The following is a 23,165-nucleotide window of genomic DNA, read 5'->3' as shown; positions in this document are numbered from 1 at the left end:
CGCGCGACAGGCGGACACAGGGTGAGCGCGGCCACAGTCTCTCGATGTCGAGGGACCTCCGTCCCGGCGATACCATCGACCGGGCGATGCGGCCGCACGGGGCCGCTGCACGCACCTCGACGAGAGGAAACCGGACCAGGTGGACCTGTTCGAGTACCAGGCACGTGACATCTTCGAGAAGCACGGCGTGCCCGTGCTCGGCGGCATCGTCGCCACGACGCCCGAGGAGGCGCGCGCAGCTGCCGAGCAGCTGCTCCCCGCCGAGGGCGGCGTCGTCGTCGTGAAGGCGCAGGTGAAGACGGGTGGCCGCGGCAAGGCGGGCGGCGTCAAGATCGCCCGCTCCGCCGACGAGGCGGCCGAGAGGGCCGGAGAGATCCTCGGGATGGACATCAAGGGGCACACCGTCCACCGCGTGATGATCGCGGCCGGCGCGCGGATCGCCCAGGAGTTCTACTTCTCCCTGCTGCTGGACCGCGCCGAGCGTCGCTACCTGGCGATGTGCTCGGTCGAGGGCGGCATGGAGATCGAGCAGCTCGCGGTCGAGCGCCCGGAGGCGCTCGCCAAGGTCGCGGTCGACCCGCGCACGGGCATCGACCAGGCGAAGGCCGACGAGATCGTCGCCGCCGCGGGCTTCGCGCCCGAGATCGCCGGCGAGGTCGCCGCTGTCCTGCAGAAGCTGTGGCTCGTCTACCGGGACGAGGACGCGACGCTCGTCGAGGTCAACCCGCTCGTGCTCACCGAGGAGGGCGACGTCGTCGCGCTCGACGGCAAGGTGACGCTCGACGCGAACGCCGACTTCCGCCACGAGGACCACGCGGCCCTGGAGGACAAGGCAGCGGCCGACCCGCTCGAGGCGCGCGCCAAGGAGAAGGACCTCAACTACGTCAAGCTCGACGGCGAGGTCGGCATCATCGGCAACGGCGCGGGCCTCGTCATGAGCACGCTCGACGTCGTCGCGTACGCCGGTGAGGCGCACGGCGGCGTGAAGCCCGCCAACTTCCTCGACATCGGCGGCGGCGCGTCGGCCGAGGTCATGGCCGCGGGTCTCGACATCATCCTCACGAACCCGCAGGTCAAGTCCGTGTTCGTCAACGTCTTCGGCGGCATCACGGCGTGCGACGCCGTCGCCAACGGCATCGTCGCGGCGCTCGAGATCCTCGGCGACGAGGCGTCCAAGCCGCTCGTCGTGCGCCTGGACGGCAACAACGTCGTCGAGGGCCGCCGGATCCTCGCGGCTGCCGGCCACCCGCTGGTGACGCTCGCCGACACGATGGACGGCGGCGCCGACGAGGCCGCCCGCCTGGCGCACGCCGCCGCCTGAGAACCCGACCCGACGCAGAGAGAAGCGACTCCACCATGGCGATCTTCCTGACCGAGACCTCCAAGGTCATCGTCCAGGGCATGACGGGTTCCGAGGGCCAGAAGCACACGACCCGCATGCTCGCGTCCGGCACGAACGTCGTCGGCGGCGTGAACCCCCGCAAGGCCGGGACGTCCGTCACGTTCGGTGACGTCGAGGTGCCCGTGTTCGGCTCCGTGGCCGAGGCCATCGAGAAGACCGGCGCCGACGTGTCCGTCATCTTCGTGCCGCCGGCGCACACCAAGGCAGCCGTGATCGAGGCCGTCGACGCGGGCATCCCGCTGGCCGTCATCATCACCGAGGGCGTCCCGGTGGCCGACACCGCCGAGTTCTTCGCGTACGCGCAGGCCAAGGGCGTGCGGCTCATCGGTCCCAACTGCCCCGGCCTCATCAGCCCCGGCAAGTCCAACGTCGGCATCATCCCGGCGGACATCACGGGCCCCGGCAAGGTCGGCCTCGTGTCGAAGTCGGGCACGCTGACCTACCAGATGATGTACGAGCTGCGGGACTTCGGGTTCTCCACGGCTATCGGCATCGGCGGCGACCCGATCATCGGCACGACGCACATCGACGCCCTCGAGGCCTTCGAGAAGGACCCCGAGACCGAGGTCATCGTGATGATCGGCGAGATCGGCGGCGACGCCGAGGAGCGCGCCGCGGCGTACATCCAGGCGCACGTCACGAAGCCGGTCGTCGGCTACGTCGCGGGCTTCACCGCGCCCGAGGGCAAGACGATGGGCCACGCCGGCGCCATCGTCTCCGGCTCGTCGGGCACCGCGCAGGCCAAGAAGGAGGCCCTCGAGGCCGCCGGCGTCAAGGTCGGCAAGACGCCGTCCGAGACCGCCGCGCTCGCGCGGGCGATCCTCAGCGCCTGACGCACCACCCGCACCAGCGACCCGCGGCCCCGGTCCCCCGGACCGGGGCCGCGGTGCGTCCGGGGCCGGATCGACGATCGCGGGGGCGTGGGTGCGACCGGATCGCTCTCTCGCCGGGGCCAGCGGCTCTGGTCGGGCGTGAGCGAGCAGTCCGGTCCGCGGGTGGTGACGGGACGGCGCCGGTGGGGTGCGGGGGACGACGTGGTGGGGTCGCGACGCGCCGGGCCGGGGTCCGGTGGGGGACGTGGCGCAGCGGCCACCATGGGCGGGTGCCCCCGTCCTCCGGTCCCGTGCCCGTCGCGGGACGCGCGCGTCGCGTCCTGCAGGACGACCCGCAGCCCACGTTCTTCACGTCGGCCATCGACGGGGCGCCGCGCTGGACCATCGGCGTGCTCGCCGCGGTCCAGGCCGCGGCCCTGTCGTTGCTGACCCTCGCGGTGCCGGCGGTCGCGGTGTTCGTCGCGACCTCGTCCGACCCCGCCAACGCCGAGGTCGCCTGGACACGGGCGGTCGTCGTCGCGACCAACCTCTGGCTCCTCGCTCACGGCGTGCCCGCCGAGCTCGGCGGCGCGACCGTGTCGGTGGTGCCCCTGGGACTGACGGGGCTCGCGGTGTTCACGTGCTACGCGTCCGCGCGCCGCTCCGGGTACGCCACGCGCGGCGGCGCCGTCGCTGCCGTCGCGGGCTACGTGGCGCTCACCGCCCTCGCCGCGCTGGTCGTCGGGACGAGCGTCGGGGGCGTGCTGCGGGCCGTGCTCGGCGGGCTCGTGGTCGCGGTGCTCGGCCTCGGGGGCGGGTTGCTGCGCCGCCCCGAGGCGCCCCCGTGGGCCCAGATCGTGGCGCCGCTGCGGCAGCGGGTGCCGGACGCCGTGACGGTGGGACTGCGCGGCGGCCTGGCGGCGGCTGCCGCGCTGCTCGCCCTCGGGTCGCTCCTGACGACCCTGTGGGTCCTCGCCGGTCATGCGACGGTCGTCGACGTCGCGCGCGGCCTCGCGCTCGACGCCGTCGGCGGCGTGGTCCTCGCGTTCGCCGAGCTCGCCTTCGTGCCCAACCTCGTCGTGTGGGCGGTGGCGTGGCTCGTCGGCCCCGGGTTCGTGGTCGGGGAGGGCACGCACTTCGCACCCGGTGAGGTGGTGGCCGGGCCGATGCCCGCGCTGCCGCTGCTCGGCGCGCTGCCGGGGGTGTCCGGCGGGGTCGTGCTCGTGGCGCCGCTGCTGACCGTCGGGGTCGGTGTGCTGGCCGGGCTCGCGGTGCGCCGGTGGCTCGTCCCGGCGCGGCCGCGCGACGTGCTGCTGGCCGCCGGCGTCGTGGCGGTCACGGCCGGGGTGCTCGTCGCGCTCCTCGTCGCCGCGTCCGGCGGTGCGGCCGGACCGGGGCGCATGGCGCACGTCGGCGCGAACCCGTGGTGGGTCGGCGTGCTGTGCGCCCTGGGCTGCGGACTCGGGGCGGCCGGTGCGAGCGTGCCGTTCGACCCGACGGTGCGCGCCGCGCTGCGCGCGCGGCGCGAGCGCCGTCGTGGCGACACCCGGGACGCCGCACCTCCGGCCTGAGCGGGCGTCCCACGTCGTCAGGACCCGGTGGGCACCCCGGCCCGGGAGAAGAACTCCTCGATCCGCGCGCGCGTGTCCTTCTCCAGCTGCGTGGTGCAGGTGCGTCTCGCCTGGGCGGTGAGCGCCTCGGAGGTGCACTCGGCGTAGGCGCGCGACGCGTCGAGATACAGCAGCGGGTACGTGCTCAGGCCCACCCAGGCGAGCGCGGACATGACGAGCACGACGGGCAGCACGAGCACGGAGCCGCGGGCGCGGGCGCGCACGGCGCGCACGACCGCCAGGATCGCGAGCACCAGGGCGGCGACGGCGGCGACCGGTGCCGCGACCATGGCGGGCCAGGGCAGCGACACGACCAGCACGGACAGGAGCAGGAGGCCCGCGGTCCAGGCCGAGGTGCGGGTCGCACGTGCCACGCCGGCAGGGTCCGGCTGGGGCAGCGGACGCGGCGCCGAGAGGCCGGTGGCCGGCGGGTACGGAGCCGGAGGCTGTGCCGGTGCCCCTGGCGCCCCGGCTGCGCTCGTCGGCCCAGGGGTGGGGTGCGGGGGCGCCGTGGGTGACGGGCGCTCCGGTGACCGGCCGGCCGGCTGCGCGTCGTGCGGCGGTGCGTCGTGCGGCGGTGCTCCCTGCGGCCGCGTGTCCTGCGGCTGCGCGTCCTCCGGCGGTGCCCACGGGTTGCCCATGCGTGCCATTCTCCCGCACGTCCGGGTGTGGACGGCCGCGGGTCCGGTGGAGTGGGGGGAGTAGGTTGGCGGGCCGTGACGTCCTCCGCGCAGCCCGACCCCGCCCCGCCCGCGCCCCCCGTGGTGCAGGCCCACCGCCTCGTGGTCCTGGTGTCCGGCACTGGCTCGAACCTCGCTGCGCTGCTCGCCGCGCACACGGACCCGGCGTACGGCGCGCGCGTGGTGGGTGTCGTGTCCGACCGTCCCGGGGTCGGCGCGCTCGACCTCGCGCGCGAGGCCGGCGTCCCCACCGCCGTCGTCGCGCTGCGCGACTTCCCCGACCGGGCGACGTGGGACCGCGCGCTGACCGAGGCGGTCAGGGTCTTCTCACCCGACACCGTGGTCCTGGCGGGCTTCATGAAGCTCGTCGGCGCGGCGTTCCTCGGCGCGTTCGGCGGGCGGACGGTCAACACGCACCCGGCGCTGCTGCCGTCGTTCCCCGGTGCGCACGGTGTGCGGGACGCGCTCGCCTACGGTGTCAAGGTCTCGGGCTGCTCGGTGATCGTCGTGGACGAGGGCGTCGACGCCGGTCCGATCATCGCGCAGGACGTCGTCGCGGTGCTCGACGACGACACCGAGGAGACGCTGCACGAGCGCATCAAGGTCGTCGAGCGTCGGTTGCTCGTCGACGTCGTCGGGCGGATCGCGCGCGGGGGCCTGCGCGTCGAGGGGCGCCGGGCGGTCGTCGGCTGACCCGCCGCAGGAGGCTGCCGGTCGGGGTGGGGCGCAGCGGGTGTCGCCGCTAGACTCGGCCACGGTCGTGACTGGCGAAGGTGGAGCAACCACCGGGGAGCGGCCGAGCACCACCCACTGACGTGCACCGCCCGCCTGGGTGCCTGGGTCCCCACCGAGGTCCGCTCGGACCACCGACCCAGGAAGGTGTGACATGTCGCACGGCCTGACCCCCCTCGAGCCCGTCACCGACCCGACCGCCGCGGCCACCCGTCGCGCGGTCCGCCGCGCGCTGCTCTCGGTGTACGACAAGACGGGCCTGGTCGAGCTCGCCACGGCGCTGCACGCCGCGGGCGTCGAGCTCGTCTCCACCGGCTCCACCGCCGCGACGGTCGCCGCCGCGGGCATCCCCGTCACCCGCGTCGAGGACGTCACCGGCTTCCCCGAGTGCCTCGACGGGCGCGTCAAGACGCTGCACCCGCGCGTGCACGCCGGGATCCTCGCCGACACGCGTCGGCCCGAGCACGTCGCGCAGCTCGTCGAGCTGGAGGTCGCCCCGTTCGAGCTGGTCGTGGTCAACCTCTACCCGTTCACGCAGACGGTCGCGTCCGGTGCGAGCGTCGACGAGTGCGTCGAGCAGATCGACATCGGCGGCCCGTCGATGGTCCGCGCCGCCGCCAAGAACCACCCGAGCGTCGCCGTCGTCGTCGACCCGGCGCGGTACGCCGACACCGTCGCGGCCGTCACGGCCGGCGGCTTCACGCTCGCCGAGCGCACGCGCCTGGCTGCCGAGGCGTTCGTCCACACCGCGTCGTACGACGTCGCGGTCGCGTCCTGGATGGGCAACGTCGCGACGACGACCGACGAGGTCGACGGTGTCGCGACCGGGTTCCCGGCCTGGATCGGCGCGACGTGGGAGCGGTCGGACGTGCTGCGCTACGGCGAGAACCCGCACCAGCGCGCAGCGCTCTACACGGTCGGCCACGGCCCCGCCGGGCTGGCGCAGGCGCGTCAGCTGCACGGCAAGGCCATGAGCTACAACAACTACGTCGACGCGGACGCCGCGTGGCGCGCGGCACACGACCACGGTGACGCTGCGACCGTGGCGATCGTCAAGCACGCCAACCCCTGCGGCATCGCGGTCGGCACCGACGTCGCCGACGCGCACGCCAGGGCCCACGCGTGCGACCCCGTCTCCGCGTTCGGCGGCGTCATCGCGACCAACCAGCAGGTGACGCTCGCCGCGGCCGAGCAGATCGCGCCGGTCTTCACGGAGGTCGTGGTCGCCCCCGGCTTCGACGACGACGCGCTCGCGCTGCTCACGCAGAAGAAGAACATCCGCCTCCTCGTGGTCGACGCCGCGCCCGCGGCGCAGGTCGAGACCCGCCCGGTCTCGGGAGGGCTGCTCGTCCAGGTGGTCGACCGGATCGACGCGCCCGGCGACGACCCGGCCGCGTGGACCCTCGCCGCCGGCGAGCCCGCCGACGAGGCGACGCTCGCCGACCTCGCGTTCGCGTGGCGCGCGGTGCGGGCCGTGAAGTCGAACGCGATCCTGCTCGCCGACGGCGGTGCGTCGGTCGGGGTCGGCATGGGTCAGGTCAACCGCGTCGACTCGTGCCGTCTCGCGGTCGAGCGCGCGAACGCCGGGGGTGCCGAGCGGGCCCGCGGCGCCGTCGCGGCGTCGGACGCGTTCTTCCCCTTCGCGGACGGCCTGCAGGTGCTGCTCGACGCGGGTGTGCGCGCCGTCGTCCAGCCGGGCGGCTCGGTGCGCGACGAGGAGGTCGTCGCGGCCGCCGCAGCCGCCGGCGTGACGCTCTACCTCACGGGCACCCGCCACTTCGCCCACTGACGCGGGCGTGGATCGACGTCTCGCGTGCGTGGGGTGAGGCGTCGATCCAGCCCGTGTCAGGTCGCCGGAGACGTGCGCAGGAGGGTGCGCAGGTCGTCGGGGAGCCCGGCGGGCAGCACGAGGTGGGGAAGGTGGTCGCGCGCGAACAGGCGGCGGGCCGCGCCGACGTCGCGTGGTCGGTCGACCACGAGGGTGCCGGTGACCACGTCGCCGCGTGTCCACAGCGTCGTCCAGCCGTCGCCCGCCGGGTCGCCGAGCACGGTCACCGCGTCGTCGCTCGCCGGCAGGCCGAACATCGTGAGGTCGTGCCCGAGCTGCGTCGAGAAGACGTACGGCGTGGCCTCCGGCCCGTCGACCGGCACCCCCAGCAGGTGCCGGACCAGCACGTCGGGACCGTGCAGCGCCTCGTCCCAGTGGCCCCCGGGCACCCAGCCGTGACGCGCGGAACGCCGCACGGCGACGTCGCCCACCGCCAGCAGCCCGGGGAACGGGCCGTCCGGCCCCAGCACGCGGTACGCCTCGTCCACCGGGACGGCGTCGCCACGCAGCGGCAGGGCGCCGCCGAGCCACCCGGTCGCCGGCCGGGCGCCCACCGCGACGAGCACGGCGTCGGCCGACAGCCGCTCGCCGTCGTCGAGCGTGACCACCGAGCCGTCGGCCCCCGCGCCGTCGACCGCCGTGACGGTCGCGCCGGTGCGCAGGACCACGCCGGCGGCCGCGTACCAGGGGGTCGTCATCACGCCGACGGACTCCCCGAGGGCGCTCGCGAGCGGTGCCGCACGTGACTCCAGCACGGTGACGTGGTGCCCCGCCGCGGCGCTCACGCCCGCGACCTCGGCGCCCACCCAGCCCGCCCCGACCACCACGAGCCGGCGACGACCTCCGGCGAGCGCCGCACGCAGCCCGTCCGCGTCGGCCGCCGTGTGCAGGGTCGCCGCCCGCCAACCGGGCACCGTCGTCGCGTGCGCGCCGGTGGCCAGCACGACGCACGACGCCGCGAGGTGTCCGTCGTCGGTCACGACGACCGCGCCGCCGCCCGCGCGGACCCGCAGCCCGCGGGCGGGCCGGTCCAGGTGCACCTCGTCGGCCAGAGCGTGCAGGTCGTGGCCGAGCTCGTCCGCGAGCCACGCCGGAGACGTGCGGTCGAGGAGGTGCTTCGACAGCGGGGGCCGGTCGTACGGCGCGACGCCCTCGGCCCCCAGCACCCGCACGGGCCCGTCGAAGCCGTGGTCGCGCAGCGCGGCGACCGTGCGCAGCGCCGCCAGGCCCCCACCCACCACGAGCACGTCGACCGGAGGGGTGAGGACGTGGGACGGTTCGGTCACGGGTTCACCGTAACGAAACCCGCGCGGCGGTACGCTGGGGCGGCCGCGCAGGCCCGTGGGCGACGTCCACGGGTGCTCGCGGGTCGTGACGGGCGGCACGCGCCCGGCCGGACGGAGGGAGCGCACGCCGATGTCGACGCCTGCGCGGACACCGGCGGCAGGTCTGCCGCACCCCGCCTGGCCCACGCGTCCCACGCCGCCGACCGTGCCCGGCCACGTCGACCGCGGCGCGCCGTCGACGCGACCGCCGTCGCGGTCCGCGACCGGGCGCCCCGCCACCGAGCAGCCCGCGCGACCGCCCGTGCAGCACCCGCCGGCGCAGCACGCGCCGGCCGTGGCACCGGCCGCTGCGGCTCCGGTGGTCCCGCCGCAGGAGCAGGCGCTCGACCCGCGTACCATCGCGCGTGCGTCGCTCGCGGCGCGCCGCAACCGTTCGCTGTGGTGCACGACCTCCGGCATCGTCGTCGCCGTCGCCGTGTCGTTCCTCGTCAGCGCTGTCGCCGGCACCTACGTGCTGGCACTGCTCCTGCTCGTCTCCGCCGTGGTCCGCGGTGTGCGGCCCGCTCCGGGGCCCGTGGCGGTGTCGGTGCGGTCCAAGCCGCTCGACGTCGTGGTCCTCGCGGTCAACGGTGTGGTGCTCGCGGTCCTCGCCTCGGTGCTGCCGCCCGGCTGACGGCTCCCTGCGCGCCCGGCCGCGCACGCGCCCGGCTCGAGGGCGTCCCTGGTGCGACGAGGCCCCGGGGAGCCGTGCTCCCCGGGGCCTCGTGAACCATGCGCGTCAGCGCTCGACGACCACCACGTCGTCCTCGGCGACGTAGAGCTCGTCCTCGGCGAACAGCGAGTCCTCCACGGGCTCGGCCGCGAACGCCCGGTAGACGAGCGCCGCGATCGCCGCGCCGAACAGCGGCGCGACCCAGAACAGCCACACCTGCTGCAGCGCCCACGAGTCGGAGAAGATCGCTGCGGCGAGCGAGCGCGCGGGGTTGATCGACGCGTTGGTGACGGGCATGGCCAGCAGGAGGACGACCGTGAGCGTCAGACCGACGGCGAACGGCACGTGCTGCTTGTTCGCGCGGCGGTCCGTCGCGCCGAGGATGACGCCGACGAACACGGCCGTGCCGATGACCTCGACGAGGAGCGCGGCGACGAGGCCGAACTCGGCGCCACCCTGGGAGAGGCGCGCGAGCGGCGAGTGCTCGCCGAACCCGTTGGCGGTGCCGCTGAAGAACGCACGGACGCTCCCGTCCTCGCCCTGGCTCACGAGCCCGGGCAGGCCCGAGGGCACCGTGAGGAACAGCACGGCCGCGGCGAGCGCGCCTCCGACGACCTGCGCGAGCCAGTAGGGCAGCAGGTCGGCGAACGGGGTGCGCCCGGCGAGGCAGGCGCCGAAGGTCACGGCGGGGTTGAAGTGGCCGCCCGAGACGTGGCCGACCGCGACGATGCCGGCGAGCACGGCCACGCCAAACCCGAGGGCGACACCCAGGCCGCCACCGACGTTGCTGAACGCCGAGTAGAGCGCGATGCCGACGCCGACGAGCACGAGGAAGAACGTGCCGAAGGCCTCGGCACCCAGGCGCGCGGCGAGACCGGGCCCTGCGGTGACGACGGTGCCCGCGGGCAGGACGAACGTGTCCTCGTCGTCCTGGTCCGCAGCCGGCGCCGCGGGGGCGGCCGCTGCTGGCGCGGCGACGGATTCCTCGACGACGACCTCCTCGGGGGTCTCGGTGGGTGTCGCGACGTCCGGCGTCGTGTCCTCGGGCGTCGCGGCACCCTCGGGGGTCTGGTTCTGCTGGGACATGTCGGTCCTGTCGTTGTCAGGTGGGCGTGCCACCGGTCGGTGCCCGCGTCGTCGTCAGGCCCGGAGGGTGGGCGCACGCGACGACAACGGGGCGAACTACGCAGGGCACAGCATGCCAGTCGAGGCTGTGCGGGGGCAGGGGGACGGGTCGCGGCACCCTCGGTCGTGGACGGGTCGTCCCAGGTCTCTTGATGTCGAGTAACCTGGGGGACACACCCACGGCACAGGAGGCAGGCCCCCGCATGGCGAAGATCAAGGTCGTCGGCCCGGTCGTCGAGCTCGACGGCGACGAGATGACGCGCATCATCTGGCAGTTCATCAAGGACCGCCTGATCCACCCGTACCTCGACGTCGACCTGCGCTACTACGACCTGTCGATCCAGAACCGCGACGCCACCGACGACCAGGTGACGATCGACGCGGCGCACGCCATCAAGGAGCACGGCGTCGGCGTCAAGTGCGCGACGATCACGCCCGACGAGGCGCGCGTCGAGGAGTTCGGCCTGAAGAAGATGTGGGTCTCGCCCAACGGCACGATCCGCAACATCCTCGGCGGCGTCGTCTTCCGCGAGCCGATCATCATCTCGAACATCCCGCGCTTGGTCCCGGGCTGGAACAAGCCGATCATCATCGGCCGTCACGCCCACGGCGACCAGTACAAGGCGACCAACTTCAAGGTCCCGGGTGCCGGCACGCTGACGCTGACCTACACCCCGGCGGACGGCTCGGAGCCGATCCACCAGGAGGTCGTGACGTACCCCGAGGCCGGGGGCGTCGCCATGGGCATGTACAACTTCAACGAGTCGATCCGCGACTTCGCGCGCGCCTCGTTCGCGTACGGCCTGCAGCGTGGGTACCCCGTGTACCTGTCGACGAAGAACACGATCCTCAAGGCGTACGACGGTGCCTTCAAGGACATCTTCCAGGAGGTGTTCGACGCCGAGTTCAAGGAGCAGTTCGACGCCGCCGGCCTGACGTACGAGCACCGCCTCATCGACGACATGGTGGCCGCCGCCATGAAGTGGGAGGGCGGCTACGTCTGGGCGTGCAAGAACTACGACGGCGACGTGCAGTCCGACACCGTCGCGCAGGGCTTCGGCTCGCTGGGCCTCATGACGTCCGTCCTCATGACGCCGGACGGCAGGACCGTCGAGGCGGAGGCCGCGCACGGCACCGTGACGCGCCACTACCGCCAGCACCAGGCGGGCAAGCCGACGTCGACCAACCCGATCGCGTCGATCTTCGCGTGGACCGGTGGCCTCAAGCACCGCGGCAAGCTCGACGGCACGCCCGAGGTCACGCAGTTCGCCGAGACCCTCGAGGACGTCGTCATCACGACCGTCGAGAGCGGCAAGATGACCAAGGACCTCGCGCTGCTCGTCGGCAAGGACCAGCCGTGGCTCACCACGGAGGAGTTCCTCGCCGCGCTCGACGAGAACCTGGCCGCGCGCCTGGGCTGACGTCCGGCCGCCGCACCACGACGGCGCCCTCCCCGCTCGGGGTGGGCGCCGTCGTGCGTCACCGGGTCACGAGCACTCGTACACGGTGTGCATCGCGTCGGCGCGCAGCCCCAGGAGCCACTGGCCGGCCGGCCCCTCGAGGGCGAGCACGTGTCGCCCTTCAAGGCGTTCCCGTTCTTCGGCCAGGCGCTGCTGGGAGAGGCCGGCGAGAGCCTGCACCTGGGCGCCGGCATCGCGTTCCACCTGCTCAACGGCATCGCCTTCGGCATCGCCTACGTCGTGTGGTTCGGACGGCGCCCCGTGTGGGTCGGCATCGCCTACGCGCTGGGGCTCGAGGCGTTCATGCTCGCGCTCTACCCGGGCTGGCTCGACATCAAGGCGCTCGAGGAGTTCACGCAGATGTCGGTCCTCGGGCACGTCGTGTACGGCGCGACGCTGGCCCTGACCGCCCGGTGGCTGCTGGTGCGCGGGGACGCGCGGGCAGGGGCATCGCCCACGTGACGGGCGCGCTCGAGCGAATCGTGCGGTGGGCCGACGCGCAGTGGATCCACGTCCCGCGGTGGGTGGTGGCGCGGGTGCCCGGCCTGCAGGGGATCGCCGGTGACGGGCACGTCGTCGTCACCGTGCCGTTGCTCGCCGCCGTGCTCCCCGGGCTCGCGCTGCTGTCCGGGCTCGTCATCGGCCTGGGGCGCCTGGGGTACGACGACGTCTACACCGAGTCGGTGGTGCTGCTGGCGGCGATGGTGGGCGTGGGGTTCCTCTCCGGGCAGCTGGGTGCGCTCACGGCGGTCGCGTTCTGCGTCGGGGACCTGGTCTCGGCGGACCGCTACGCGGGCAGCGTCACCTCCTCGTCCTTCTGGTTCAGCGGTCCCCTCGGCACCGGTCCGCTGGCCGAGGTCGCGCACGGGCTGCTGCCCCGGCTCGTGACGTACCTCCTGCTGCTGGCCGGCGTCGTCGTGCTGCCTCGCGCGGCGCGCGTGGTCGTCGCCACGATCGGCCGGGGGCGGCGCATCCCCCCGCTGGTCGCGTGGCCCGTGGTCAGCGGGCTGCTCGCGGTCGTCGCCTGGCTCGGGACGGACGCGTGGGTCGCGGCGGCGCCGACGCTCGTGCGCCCCCTGTTCACGTGGTCGTCGAACGGCGGCCAGCCGACGGTGCAGGCGGTCGCGACGCTGCAGGAGACGGGCGGTGTCGTCGTGGCGGCGGCCGTCATCGGGACCGTGGTGCGCCAGCTCTGGCTCGGGGCCGCGATGCTCCCGGGGCCGGTGCAGGACCGGCTGCTGGCCGCCGAGGCGGGCGGCCCGGAGGCGCCGGTGCCCGGCCCGGCACGCGCCGACACCGACGTGCGGGTCCGCCGGTCGGCCCTCGGTTCGTGGGCCGGCCGTCGCATGGTTGCCGCCGTCGCTACCTCGGCGCTCGCGACGCTCACGATGGCCGGCATCCTCGAGCAGCTCTGGCTCTGGTTGGCGGCGTTCGCGCTCCTGCTGTGGATCCGGCTGGTGCGCACGTCACCGCGGCCCCCCGGGTGGCTCGAAGCCTGGCGGCGAGTCGTGGCCGTGGCGCCGGCGTGGGCGCGACTGATCGTCATGTGGCTCGTCTCGCGCGTCGTGGTCGAGGGCGTCTCGAACGACGTCATCGGCAGCTACACCGGCCTGGGGGTGTTCGTCCTCGGCTCGCTCCTGGTGGTGTTCCTGGTGTTCCCGGGTGACCCGCAGCCGCGCGAGGACGCGCCGCACGGCGCCGTTCCGGCCGGGGGTGTCCGGTGAGCCGGCGACGTGTGCTGCGCGCGCTGCAGCTCGTCGTCGGGGTGTGGACGACGCTCGCGGTGGTCGGCCTCTTCACCGCCGGTCCGGCCGCCGCCGACAACTGCTCGGTGTTCACCGACTGCTTCGGCGTCGCGAACTCCGCGCTCGAGGCCGCGTTCGGGCTCGCCCTGCTCGCCGTGCTGTCCATGGTCCTCGACTTCGTGCCCGGCGTCGGCACGGTCAAGGGCATCGTCGAGGCCGGCACCGGACGGGACCTGCTCACGGGCCAGGAGCTCGAGCCGTGGGAGCGGGCGCTGGGCGTGCTGCCCCTCGTCGGTGGGTTGGCAGCGGTCGCGGGCCTCAGCAGGATCGGACGCGCCGGCAGGGGTGCCCGGATGCCGGGGGAGGGCACCCGGTACCCGTACTCCGACCCCAAGGTCCAGCAGTACCGCCGGCCCACCATGACACCCTCGCAGCGCGCCAGGCTGTCGGAGCGCATCGGCGAGGACGGCGGGCTCACGTACGTCCGCGACGTCGCCGGAAACCGGAAGGTGACCATCCTCCGGCCGACCTCGGCCGCCGACGTGCGCCCGCTGGTCGAGCGGATGAAGGCCGGCGTCCCGTGGGACCACGCCGTCGCCTACAACGGACGCAACGTCACGAACATCGTCTACTTCGACGGGCGGAACCTGCATGTCATCGAGGCCAAGGGCGGGGACGGTGTCTACGGCGATCGCGCGTCGACTCTGAGGCCGGGGACACGTATCCGCCAGGACGACCCCGACTACCCCCGTGACGTGGCCGCCGACATGCGACGATCGCGGCTGTCCGACGGTCGCCGAGAGATCAGTTCGCTCATTCGGCAGGCCTACAAGGACGGCATCGTGCGCTACGTCGGCGTGCGTACGGGCCCGCGCGGTGAGCTCCTCGCGGGCAACCCCGAGACCGTTGTCGAGCACGTCTTCAAGGAGCCTCCGCCATGACGCGTCCCTACCCTCACCGGCCCGACGTCGAGCTCGCCGAGGACAGCTACCCGGAGGACCGGCAGTTCGTCGAGGAGGCGTACGCCGATCTGCCCCGCCGATCGACTCTCGACAACGGGGCGGTGTCGGTGACGTTCGACGTGCTGTGGGACGCATTGGCATGGGGCTGGCTCATCGAGCGGCCGGTGCCGGAGCTCAGGGCGCTCATCACTCCCGCAGCAGACCTGGTACGGCTCGCACTGGGATCGCCGGCTGCCGCCGAGGCCAAGCTCTACGACACGCACGTCTGGGTGGCGACGGCCCTCCTGGCGGGCGACGACGAGGTGGCGGCCCGCGCCGGCGCGCTGGGTGGTGCGCCGGCTCAGGACGCGGAATGGTTCATGGCGGGGCTGGCTGCGCTCGCGCGAGGGGACGACGAGGCTGCGCGCGAGTGTGCCGCACGGTTGCGGGCAGCAGTGGTGCGGCCGACCACTGCGCCGGACGTCGCGCTGGCTCTCGAGCATCTCGGCGAGCTCGCCGACGCGGTCGTGGACCGCGATCAGGGGGCCTTCGAGGCAGCCTTGGTCGGTCGTGCCGACGCGGTGGCGCGGGCGCACCGGACGGCGGCGGGGCGGCGCAGTCCGACCGGGGTCCTCGACCCGGTGGCGATCGGCATGGCAGAGGTGGCGACGCGGCGTGGTCTGACGGTTCCGCTCGGGGTGGCTGTGGTGCCGGTGGAGCTGTTGTCGGTCCCTGCGCGGGGCGCCGTCTGATGGGGTACACGCTGGAAATGCGCGCAGGGTCGGTGGATGACGTGGTTGCCGAGCTGCGTTCGCCGACGGTGACGGCCGCGGATCTCGCGGGCCGGGTCGGTGGGACGGACCTGCTGGACGAGGTGATCGACCGGTGGTCGGAGTACGCGCAGGCGGCGGCGCAGGCCGCAGCCTCGGGCGGCGGGGCGCTGGATGCGGGCATGGCGGCCTATCTGGTGGCCGTGGTGCAGGTGCGGACGCACTGGTACGGGGCGCTGGGGCACTCGTCGTCGGGTGGTGAGGACTTCCGCGCGTTCCTGGCGGGGCCTGCGTCGGACGTGCTGGGGCGGGACCTGGTGCGGCACCTGCTCAACCGTGAGCTGGCCGGGATGTCGTCGCCGGTGTACCCGTGGGTCGGCTGGGTCTCGAACGCCGAGCTCCGCGCGGCGGTCGCGCGAGGCCTGCCCGATGTGCCGGAGGGCCTCGGGCCGGACGACGAGGAGGCGCTGTCGCGCCTGGTCGCGGCGGTCGCGCGCGCGGCATCGGGCGGGCTCGACCTCCTCGGCGTGTACGCCTGAGGGGACGCCGTTCCCGGGGTGCCTCGGGTAGGTTCGACGCAGGCGTCGACGTCGATGCGTCGCGCCGCCTGTCGGTCGACCGAAGGAGCCCGTCCGTGTCCGTCACCACGCCCGCCGTCGTCACCGTCACCGGCGCTGCCGGCCAGATCGGCTACGCCCTCGCGTTCCGCATCGCGTCCGGCCAGCTCCTCGGCCCCGACACCCCGGTGCGGCTGCGGATGCTGGAGATCCCGCCGGCCGTGAAGGCCGCCGAGGGCGTCGCGATGGAGCTCGACGACTGCGCGTTCCCGCTGCTCGACGGCATCGACATCACCGACGACGCGACCGCGGCGTTCGACGGCGTGAACGTCGCACTGCTGGTGGGGGCCCGGCCGCGGACCAAGGGCATGGAGCGCGGTGACCTGCTGAGCGCCAACGGCGGCATCTTCGGGCCGCAGGGCGCGGCGATCAACGCCGGCGCCGCGGACGACGTGCGCGTGCTGGTCGTCGGCAACCCGGCCAACACCAACGCGTACATCGCGTCGGCGCACGCGCCCGACGTCCCCGCGGACCGGTTCACGGCGATGACGCGGCTCGACCACAACCGTGCCCTCGCGCAGCTGCGGCACCGCACGGGCGCGGCGATCGACGACATCGCGCGCCTGGCGATCTGGGGCAACCACTCCGCGACGCAGTACCCCGACCTCACGCACGCGACGATCGGCGGGCGCCCGGCGCTCGAGGTGGTCGGCGACGACGCGTGGGTGCGCGACGGCTTCATCCCGACCGTCGCCAAGCGCGGTGCGGCGATCATCGAGGCGCGCGGCGCGTCGTCGGCGGCGTCGGCGGCGAACGCGGCGATCGACCACGTGCACACGTGGGTCCACGGCACGCCCGAGGGCGACTGGACGTCGGCCGGCGTGGTGTCCGACGGGTCGTACGGCGTGCCCGAGGGACTCATCTCGTCGTTCCCGGTGACGGCGTCGGGCGGCGCGTACACGATCGTCCCCGGCCTCGAGGTCGACGGGTTCTCGCGCGAGCGCATCGACGCGTCCGTGGCGGAGCTGGTCGAGGAGCGCGAGGCGGTGCGGGCGCTCGGGCTCGTCTGAGCGGACGCACCCCGATCACCTGACGCGGGCCGACCGCGGGCTGCGCGCCCGTGGGTCGGTCCGTGAGCCGACGCACGACGTCCCGCGACGTCCGCGAGGACCTGCGGTGCGTCGTGTCGACGTCGTGCCCGCACCCGGGCAGGACGCGCACGGTTCTGCCGGAATGGCCCGGACATGACCGAAAGGCTTGCTGCAACAGCCTGCAACGCGTTACGTTCGGCGGACAGCCACCGACGACGGCACGACGACGTGCCGCGACGAAGGAGTCCGCGATGGTCGGCGACGCCATGACCCGTCCCCCTGCCCGTCTGTCCCCGGGGCGCGACCGCCCCGCCCGCACCCGGCGTCCCGCCCGCACGGCCGCCGCCGCGCTGGCCGCCGCGGCCGTCGCGCTCTCCGGAGCGGTCGTCGCGACCGCGCCGTCCGCCGCCGCAGCCGGTTCCGTGACGCTCGTCGGCTCCCTGCAGGACGCGCTCGGGTGCGCGGCCGCGTGGGACCCGGCGTGCGCCGCCACGGCGCTCGCGCCGACGGACGTCCCCGGGCGGTTCTCCGCGACCTTCACCGTGCCCGGCGGCACGCACGAGTGGAAGGTGGCGCTCGACGGCACGTGGGACGCGGCCTACGGCGCCGACGGCACCGACGCGAACACCCCCCTCGTGCTGGCGGGCCCGGCCGACCTGACGTTCACCTACGACGACACGACGCACCGCACGTCCGTCGTCGTCGCGGACCTGCCCGGTGGCTACACCGACGCGGACGCGGACCTCGTCGCCGAGCCCGCGCGCGACCCCGGTGCCGGTGAGCAGTTCTACTTCGTCCTCACCGACCGCTTCGCCAACGGGGACCCGACCAACGACACCGGCGGCCTGGAGGGCGACCGTCTCGTGACGGGCCTCGACCCGACCGACAAGGGCTTCTACCACGGCGGCGACCTCGCGGGCCTGCGTGAGCGGCTCGACTACGTCGAGGGTCTGGGCACCACGGCGATCTGGCTGACCCCGTCGTTCCTCAACCGGCCCGTGCAGGGCGAGGGTGCGGACGCGTCCGCCGGCTACCACGGGTACTGGATCACCGACTTCACGCGCATCGACCCGCACCTGGGCACCAACGCCGAGCTCGAGGCGCTCATCGCCGACGCGCACGCGCGCGGCATCAAGGTCTACTTCGACATCATCACCAACCACACGGCCGACGTCGTCGACTACGCCGAGGGCCGGTACACCTACGTCGACCAGGCCACGTCGCCGTACCGCGACGCCGCGGGCGACGCGTTCGACCCCGCCGGCTTCGCCGGCACCGACGACTTCCCCGAGCTCGACCCCGCGACGTCGTTCCCGTACACGCCGGTGATCGACCCGGCGGACGCCGACGTCAAGGTCCCCGCCTGGCTCAACGACCCCACGTTCTACCACAACCGCGGCGACTCGACGTGGCAGGGGGAGTCCGTCACGTACGGCGACTTCGTGGGCCTCGACGACCTCATGACCGAGCACCCCGACGTCGTGCAGGGCTTCGTCGACGTCTACGAGGCGTGGGTCGACCTGGGCGTCGACGGCTTCCGCATCGACACCGTCAAGCACGTGAACCGCGAGTTCTGGGACGTGTTCACCACCGCCGTCGCGCAGCACGCGGCGTCGGTCGGCAACCCCGACTTCTTCATGTTCGGCGAGGTGTACGACTCCGACGCGCGCCTCACCGCACCGTACGTGCGCGAGACCGACATGAACGCCGTCCTCGACTTCTCGTTCCAGTCGGCAGCGTCGAGCTGGGCGCGCGGCGCGTCCGCGGCGGGGCTGGCGGCCCTGTTCGCGAGCGACGACCTCTACACGACGCCGACGAGCAGCGCGCACGCGCTGCCGACGTTCCTCGGCAACCACGACATGGGCCGCATCGGGCACATGGTGAAGGACGCGTCGGACCCGCAGGCGCGCTCGGGCGTCGCCCACGCCCTGATGTACCTCACGCGCGGCCAGCCGGTCGTCTACTACGGCGACGAGCAGGGCTTCGTCGGCGCCGGGCCGCAGGGCGGCGGCGACAAGGACGCGCGGCAGTCGCTGTTCGCGACGGAGGTCGACGAGTACGCCGACCAGGCCCTGCTCGACGGCACGCCCGCCGGGTCCGTCGACCGGTACGACACGGACGCCCCGCTGTACGCGCACGTCGCGGCCCTGGCCGAGCTGCGCGCGTCGACCCCGGCGCTCACGGACGGCGCCCAGATCGAGCGGTACGCCGACGGCGGCGTGTACGCGTTCTCGCGCGTCGGCGACGACGACGTCGAGCACCTCGTCGCGGTCAACAACGCCGGGTCGCCGACGACCGTGACGCTGGACGCGTTGACACCGGGCGCCACGTTCACGCCGCTGCTCGCGACGTCCGGCACGGACACCGTGGCCGGCGCGGCCGCGACGGCGGGCGCCGACGGCGCGCTCACGCTGACCGTGCCCGCGTACGGCGCCGTCGTGCTGCGGGCCGACGCCACGGTCGCGACGGGCGCCGACGCGGTCGTGCTGAGCGCCCCCGGCGCGGGCGCGGCGCTGTCCGGCCTGGCGCCGGTGGCCGCCGACGTCGCGGACGACGTGCTCGCGACGACGTCGTTCGCCTACCGCGTGGTCGGCGCCGACGTGTGGACGCCGCTGGGCACGGCCGAGAGCACGAGCCCGCGCGTCTTCCACGACGTGCGCGACCTGGCACCCGGCACCCTCGTGGAGTACCGCGCGGTGCGCGAGGACACCGCCGGGCACCGCACCGCCGCGTCCACCTTCGGCAGCGTCGGCGTCGCGGTCGACGGCGTCGAGGCCCCCGGACCCGTGGGCCCCGGGGGTGACCTCGTCACCGTGCCGGGCTCGCACAACGCCGCGATGGGCTGTCCCGGCGACTGGCAGCCGGGCTGCGAGGCCGCGCGGCTGGCCACGACGAACGGGTGGGTGTACTCCGGCACGTTCACGCTGCCGCCCGGCTCCTACGAGTACAAGGTCGCCGTCGGCGGCACGTGGGACGAGAACTACGGCGCCGGCGGCGCCCCGGGTGGGGCGAACATCGCGTACACCGTCGACGGCGACGCCCCGCAGCAGGTGACGTTCGTCTACGACGCGACGACGCACCAGGTGACGTCCTCGGCACAGGGCGCACTGGTGACGCTGCCGGGGTCGTACCAGGCGGAGGCGGGCTGCGCGGGGGACTGGGACCCCGCGTGCCTCGCGACGGCGCTGGTCGACGGCGACGACGACGGCTCCGCGTCGCTCACGGTGCCCGCCCTGCCGGCCGGGTCGTACGAGGTGAAGGTCGCCCACGGGCTGTCGTGGGCCGAGAACTACGGGGCCGGCGGCGCACGTGACGGTGCGAACATCGCGTTCACCGCTCCCGGCGGCAAGCCGGTGACGTTCACGTACGACCTGACCACGCACGTGCTGACGGTGCAGGTCACCGACCCGCCGCTGCCCGGCACGGGGCAGCTCGCGGCGCACTGGCTCGACGCGCGCACGATCGCCTGGCCGGCGTCGCTGGTCCCGGGCGGGACCGACGCGGCCGACCTGCGCTTCGCGCTGCACGGGTCGACGGACGCCGCGCTCGAGGTCGTGGACGGTGCCGTCACGGGCGGCGAGGAGGTCGCGCTCACGCTCGTGCCCCGCGGCCTGACCGCCGCGCAGCGGTCGCGGTTCCCGGCGCTCGCCGACCACCTCGCGCTGCGCGTCGACGCCGAGCGCAAGGACGTCGAGCGTCTGCTCACCGGGCAGCTGCTCGTGCGGCAGGCCGCCGCCGACGGCGCCGGGCAGGCCGTCACGGGCGTGCAGGTCCCGGGCGTGCTCGACGACCTGTACGCCGAGGCCGCGGCCCGTCGGGTCCTCGGCGCGACCTGGCGCACGGGTGTGCCGTCGCTCGCGCTCTGGGCGCCCACGGCTCAGGACGTCGACCTGCTCGTCTGGCCCGCCGACCGCCGCGGGAAGGTCGACACGTCCGCCTCGCCCGTCCGCGCCGCCGCGACCCGGCAGGCCGACGGTGCCTGGACCGTGAAGGGGGCGAAGGGCTGGGCGGACGCCGCGTACCTCTGGGAGGTCACGGTCTACGCGCCCACGACGGGGAAGGTCGAGGTCAACCGCGTCACGGACCCGTCGGCCGTCGCCCTGACGCTCGACAGCACGCACGGCGTGCTCGTCGACCTCGCCGACCCGCGGTACCGCCCGCGGGAGTGGGAGCGGACGAAGCAGCCCGTGGTGCGGCCGGTCGACCAGACGATCTACGAGCTGCACGTGCGCGACTTCTCGGTCTCCGACGCCACCGTGCCGGAGCGGCTGCGCGGCACGTACGGCGCGTTCGCGGTGCGCCGCAGCGACGGCCGCGACCACCTGCGCGACCTCGCCGACGCGGGCCTGACGACCGTGCACCTGCTGCCGACCTTCGACATCGCGTCGATCGAGGAGGACCGCGCCGCGCAGGCCGTCCCGGACTGCGACCTCGCGGCGCTGCCGCCGGACTCGCCGGAGCAGCAGGGGTGCGTGCGGGCCGCCGCGGGCGGCGACGCGTTCAACTGGGGCTACGACCCGTGGCACTGGACCGCGCCCGAGGGCTCCTACGCCGTCGACGCGCACGGCGGCGCGCGGATCACGGAGTTCCGCTCAATGGTCGGCGCGCTGCACGCCGACGGGCTGCAGGTCGTGCTCGACCAGGTGTTCAACCACACCGCCGCCAGCGGGCAGGACGCGAAGAGCGTGCTCGACCGCGTGGTCCCCGGCTACTACCACCGGCTGACCCTCACCGGTCAGGTCGAGACCTCGACGTGCTGCCAGAACGTGGCGACCGAGCACGCGATGGCCGAGAAGATGATGGTCGACTCGGTCGTCACCTGGGCGCGGGACCACAAGGTCGACGGTTTCCGGTTCGATCTCATGGGGCACCACTCGCGGCAGACGATGGAGCGTGTGCGTGCCGCGCTGGACCGGCTCACGCCGCGCAAGGACGGCGTCGACGGCCGCCAGGTGTACCTCTACGGCGAGGGCTGGAACTTCGGCGAGGTCGCCGACGACAGGTTGTTCGAGCAGGCCACGCAGGGGCAGCTCGGGGGCACGGGCATCGGCACGTTCTCCGACCGGCTGCGCGACGCCGTGCGCGGCGGTGGGCCCTTCGACGACGACCCGCGCCTGCAGGGCTTCGGCTCGGGGGCGTTCACCGACCCCAACGGCGCGGACGTCAACGGCACCCCTGACGAGCAGCTCGCCCGCGTGCGGCACCAGGCCGACCTCGTGCGTCTCGGCATGGCCGGCAACCTGCGGTCCTACGAGCTGCTCGCGAGCGACGGCACCGTGCGGCGCGGCGACCAGCTCGACTACAACGGGCAGCCCGCGGGCTACGCCGACTCCCCGGAGGAGGTGGTGACGTACGTCGACGCGCACGACAACGAGACGCTGTTCGACAGCCTCACGCTCAAGCTGCCGGTCGACACGTCCATGGCCGACCGCGTCCGCATGAACACCGTGTCGCTGGCGACGGTGACCCTCGCGCAGACGCCGTCGTTCTGGCACGCGGGCGCCGACCTGCTGCGCAGCAAGTCGCTGGACCGCAACTCCTACGACTCGGGGGACTGGTTCAACGTCCTCGACTGGTCCGGGAGCACCAACGGCTTCGGCCGCGGGCTGCCGCCCGCGCCGGACAACGAGGCGAAGTGGCCGTACCAGCAGCCGTTGCTCGCGGACCCGGCGCTCGCGCCGACGCCCGCCGACATCGCCGCAGCGAGTGCGGCGGCCGCCGACCTGCTCGAGCTGCGCTCGTCGACCGAGCTCTTCCGGCTCGGCGACGCGGGTCTGGTCCGGCAGAAGGTCACGTTCCCCGGGGCGGGCCCGGACGCGCTGCCGGGCGTGGTCGCGATGCACGTCGACGACCGTCCCGGCCGGGACGGCCTGCGGCAGCGCACCGACGTCGACAGGGCGCTCGACGGGCTGCTCGTCGTCGTCAACGCGTCCGACGAGCCGGCCACCCTCACGGTGGACAAGCTCGCCGGCCGGCGCTACGCGCTGTCGCCGGTGCAGGCGCGCGGGACGGACCCCGTGGTGCGGGCCACCACGTGGGACACGGCGTCCGGCACGGTCGTCGTCCCGGCGCGCACCGCGGCCGTGCTCGTCGAGCAGGCCGGCCGGCACCGCCCCGCGCCCGGCAGGAGCCTCGTGTGCGGGCTTCTCGGCACGTTCCTGCCGCGCCTCTGCGGCTGACTCGGCTGCCCGCCCGCCCGTCCGGTGCCTTCATCCCTCGAAGCCACCGGACGGGCGAACGCGGTACCGCCGGGTGTCACCCCCACGAGTGGCGCAACCGTTCTCCCTCGTGAGGGTCAGGACACGGATTGGTCACGACCCTTGCCGCCGTCAAGCCTTCAGGTCTTGAATGCAAAGCATCAGCCGAACTCGGGCGCCGGCAGCGACGCGGGCCCCGGGGTGGCGGGACGACGGA

At 74.2% G+C, this 23,165-nt stretch carries 17 protein-coding genes and 1 riboswitch; of the genes, 14 read left to right on the top strand and 3 right to left on the bottom strand.

Going from position 1 to position 23,165, the window contains the following annotated elements; genetic code table 11:
• Positions 1–139 precede the first annotated feature (139 nt).
• The 3 genes from sucC (at position 140) to CFLA_RS12805 (ending at position 3,785) form a co-directional block, all read left to right on the top strand.
• The gene (sucC, locus tag CFLA_RS12815; protein ID WP_013117758.1) at positions 140–1,321 is read left to right on the top strand and encodes an ADP-forming succinate--CoA ligase subunit beta; all 1,182 of its coding nucleotides are present in this window, start codon (positions 140–142) and stop codon (positions 1,319–1,321) included.
• Between the two features lie 35 nt (positions 1,322–1,356).
• Positions 1,357–2,235 (top strand): succinate--CoA ligase subunit alpha, encoded by an 879-nt coding sequence (gene sucD / locus CFLA_RS12810; protein ID WP_013117757.1) that lies wholly within the window; start codon positions 1,357–1,359, stop codon positions 2,233–2,235.
• 269 nt (positions 2,236–2,504) lie between these two features.
• Entirely contained in the window at positions 2,505–3,785 is a 1,281-nt protein-coding gene (locus tag CFLA_RS12805; RefSeq protein WP_148234363.1) for a cell division protein PerM, read from the top strand.
• A 17-nt stretch (positions 3,786–3,802) separates the two neighbouring features.
• Here the strand turns inward: CFLA_RS12805 and CFLA_RS20075 are convergent, their stop codons facing one another.
• The gene (locus tag CFLA_RS20075; protein WP_013117755.1) at positions 3,803–4,198 is read right to left on the bottom strand and encodes a hypothetical protein; all 396 of its coding nucleotides are present in this window, start codon (positions 4,196–4,198) and stop codon (positions 3,803–3,805) included.
• A 342-nt stretch (positions 4,199–4,540) separates the two neighbouring features.
• Between CFLA_RS20075 and purN the strand changes: the two genes are divergently transcribed.
• Positions 4,541–5,197, top strand: a complete 657-nt coding sequence (gene purN / locus CFLA_RS12795) for a phosphoribosylglycinamide formyltransferase (RefSeq protein WP_013117754.1) — start codon at positions 4,541–4,543, stop codon at positions 5,195–5,197.
• 57 nt (positions 5,198–5,254) lie between these two features.
• Positions 5,255–5,345: riboswitch (ZMP/ZTP riboswitch) on the top strand.
• Positions 5,346–5,390: 45 nt separating this feature from the next.
• Positions 5,391–7,025 carry a bifunctional phosphoribosylaminoimidazolecarboxamide formyltransferase/IMP cyclohydrolase gene (gene purH / locus CFLA_RS12790; RefSeq protein ID WP_013117753.1) on the top strand — a complete coding sequence of 545 codons (1,635 nt, stop codon included), beginning with the start codon at positions 5,391–5,393 and terminating at the stop codon, positions 7,023–7,025.
• 56 nt (positions 7,026–7,081) lie between these two features.
• Here the strand turns inward: purH and CFLA_RS12785 are convergent, their stop codons facing one another.
• Positions 7,082–8,350: an NAD(P)/FAD-dependent oxidoreductase gene (locus CFLA_RS12785; RefSeq protein WP_013117752.1), complete on the bottom strand. Its 1,269-nt coding sequence runs from the start codon at positions 8,348–8,350 to the stop codon at positions 7,082–7,084.
• 130 nt (positions 8,351–8,480) lie between these two features.
• Between CFLA_RS12785 and CFLA_RS20945 the strand changes: the two genes are divergently transcribed.
• Complete coding sequence (locus CFLA_RS20945; RefSeq protein ID WP_148234360.1) at positions 8,481–9,023, top strand: DUF3017 domain-containing protein; 543 nt, start codon at positions 8,481–8,483, stop codon at positions 9,021–9,023.
• Between the two features lie 105 nt (positions 9,024–9,128).
• Here the strand turns inward: CFLA_RS20945 and CFLA_RS12775 are convergent, their stop codons facing one another.
• Positions 9,129–10,148, bottom strand: a complete 1,020-nt coding sequence (locus tag CFLA_RS12775; RefSeq protein ID WP_013117750.1) for an aquaporin — start codon at positions 10,146–10,148, stop codon at positions 9,129–9,131.
• 242 nt (positions 10,149–10,390) lie between these two features.
• Between CFLA_RS12775 and CFLA_RS12770 the strand changes: the two genes are divergently transcribed.
• The 8 genes from CFLA_RS12770 to pulA all read left to right on the top strand — a co-directional run bounded on the left by CFLA_RS12770 (position 10,391) and on the right by pulA (position 22,930).
• Positions 10,391–11,608 carry an NADP-dependent isocitrate dehydrogenase gene (locus tag CFLA_RS12770; RefSeq protein ID WP_043599044.1) on the top strand — a complete coding sequence of 406 codons (1,218 nt, stop codon included), beginning with the start codon at positions 10,391–10,393 and terminating at the stop codon, positions 11,606–11,608.
• 87 nt (positions 11,609–11,695) lie between these two features.
• Positions 11,696–12,109: a hypothetical protein gene (locus tag CFLA_RS12765; protein WP_148234359.1), complete on the top strand. Its 414-nt coding sequence runs from the start codon at positions 11,696–11,698 to the stop codon at positions 12,107–12,109.
• Positions 12,106–13,371, top strand: a complete 1,266-nt coding sequence (locus CFLA_RS12760; RefSeq protein WP_013117747.1) for a hypothetical protein — start codon at positions 12,106–12,108, stop codon at positions 13,369–13,371. The genes CFLA_RS12765 and CFLA_RS12760 overlap by 4 nt, the downstream gene beginning before the upstream one ends.
• Positions 13,368–14,333, top strand: a complete 966-nt coding sequence (locus CFLA_RS12755) for a pre-toxin TG domain-containing protein (protein WP_013117746.1) — start codon at positions 13,368–13,370, stop codon at positions 14,331–14,333. Before CFLA_RS12760 ends, CFLA_RS12755 begins: the two co-directional genes overlap by 4 nt.
• Complete coding sequence (locus tag CFLA_RS12750; protein ID WP_013117745.1) at positions 14,330–15,085, top strand: Imm49 family immunity protein; 756 nt, start codon at positions 14,330–14,332, stop codon at positions 15,083–15,085. The genes CFLA_RS12755 and CFLA_RS12750 overlap by 4 nt, the downstream gene beginning before the upstream one ends.
• A 32-nt stretch (positions 15,086–15,117) precedes the next feature.
• Positions 15,118–15,642 (top strand): hypothetical protein, encoded by a 525-nt coding sequence (locus CFLA_RS20500; RefSeq protein ID WP_187291299.1) that lies wholly within the window; start codon positions 15,118–15,120, stop codon positions 15,640–15,642.
• Between the two features lie 95 nt (positions 15,643–15,737).
• Complete coding sequence (locus CFLA_RS12740; protein ID WP_013117743.1) at positions 15,738–16,730, top strand: malate dehydrogenase; 993 nt, start codon at positions 15,738–15,740, stop codon at positions 16,728–16,730.
• A gap of 272 nt (positions 16,731–17,002) precedes the next feature.
• Complete coding sequence (gene pulA, locus CFLA_RS12735; RefSeq protein ID WP_013117742.1) at positions 17,003–22,930, top strand: pullulanase-type alpha-1,6-glucosidase; 5,928 nt, start codon at positions 17,003–17,005, stop codon at positions 22,928–22,930.
• Positions 22,931–23,165 lie beyond the last annotated feature (235 nt).

Origin of the sequence: Cellulomonas flavigena DSM 20109 (assembly GCF_000092865.1) — a bacterium.
Lineage (GTDB): Bacteria > Actinomycetota > Actinomycetes > Actinomycetales > Cellulomonadaceae > Cellulomonas > Cellulomonas flavigena.
The sequence above is the reverse complement of the archived record's forward strand: the minus strand, read 5'-3'. Positions and strand labels throughout refer to the sequence as shown.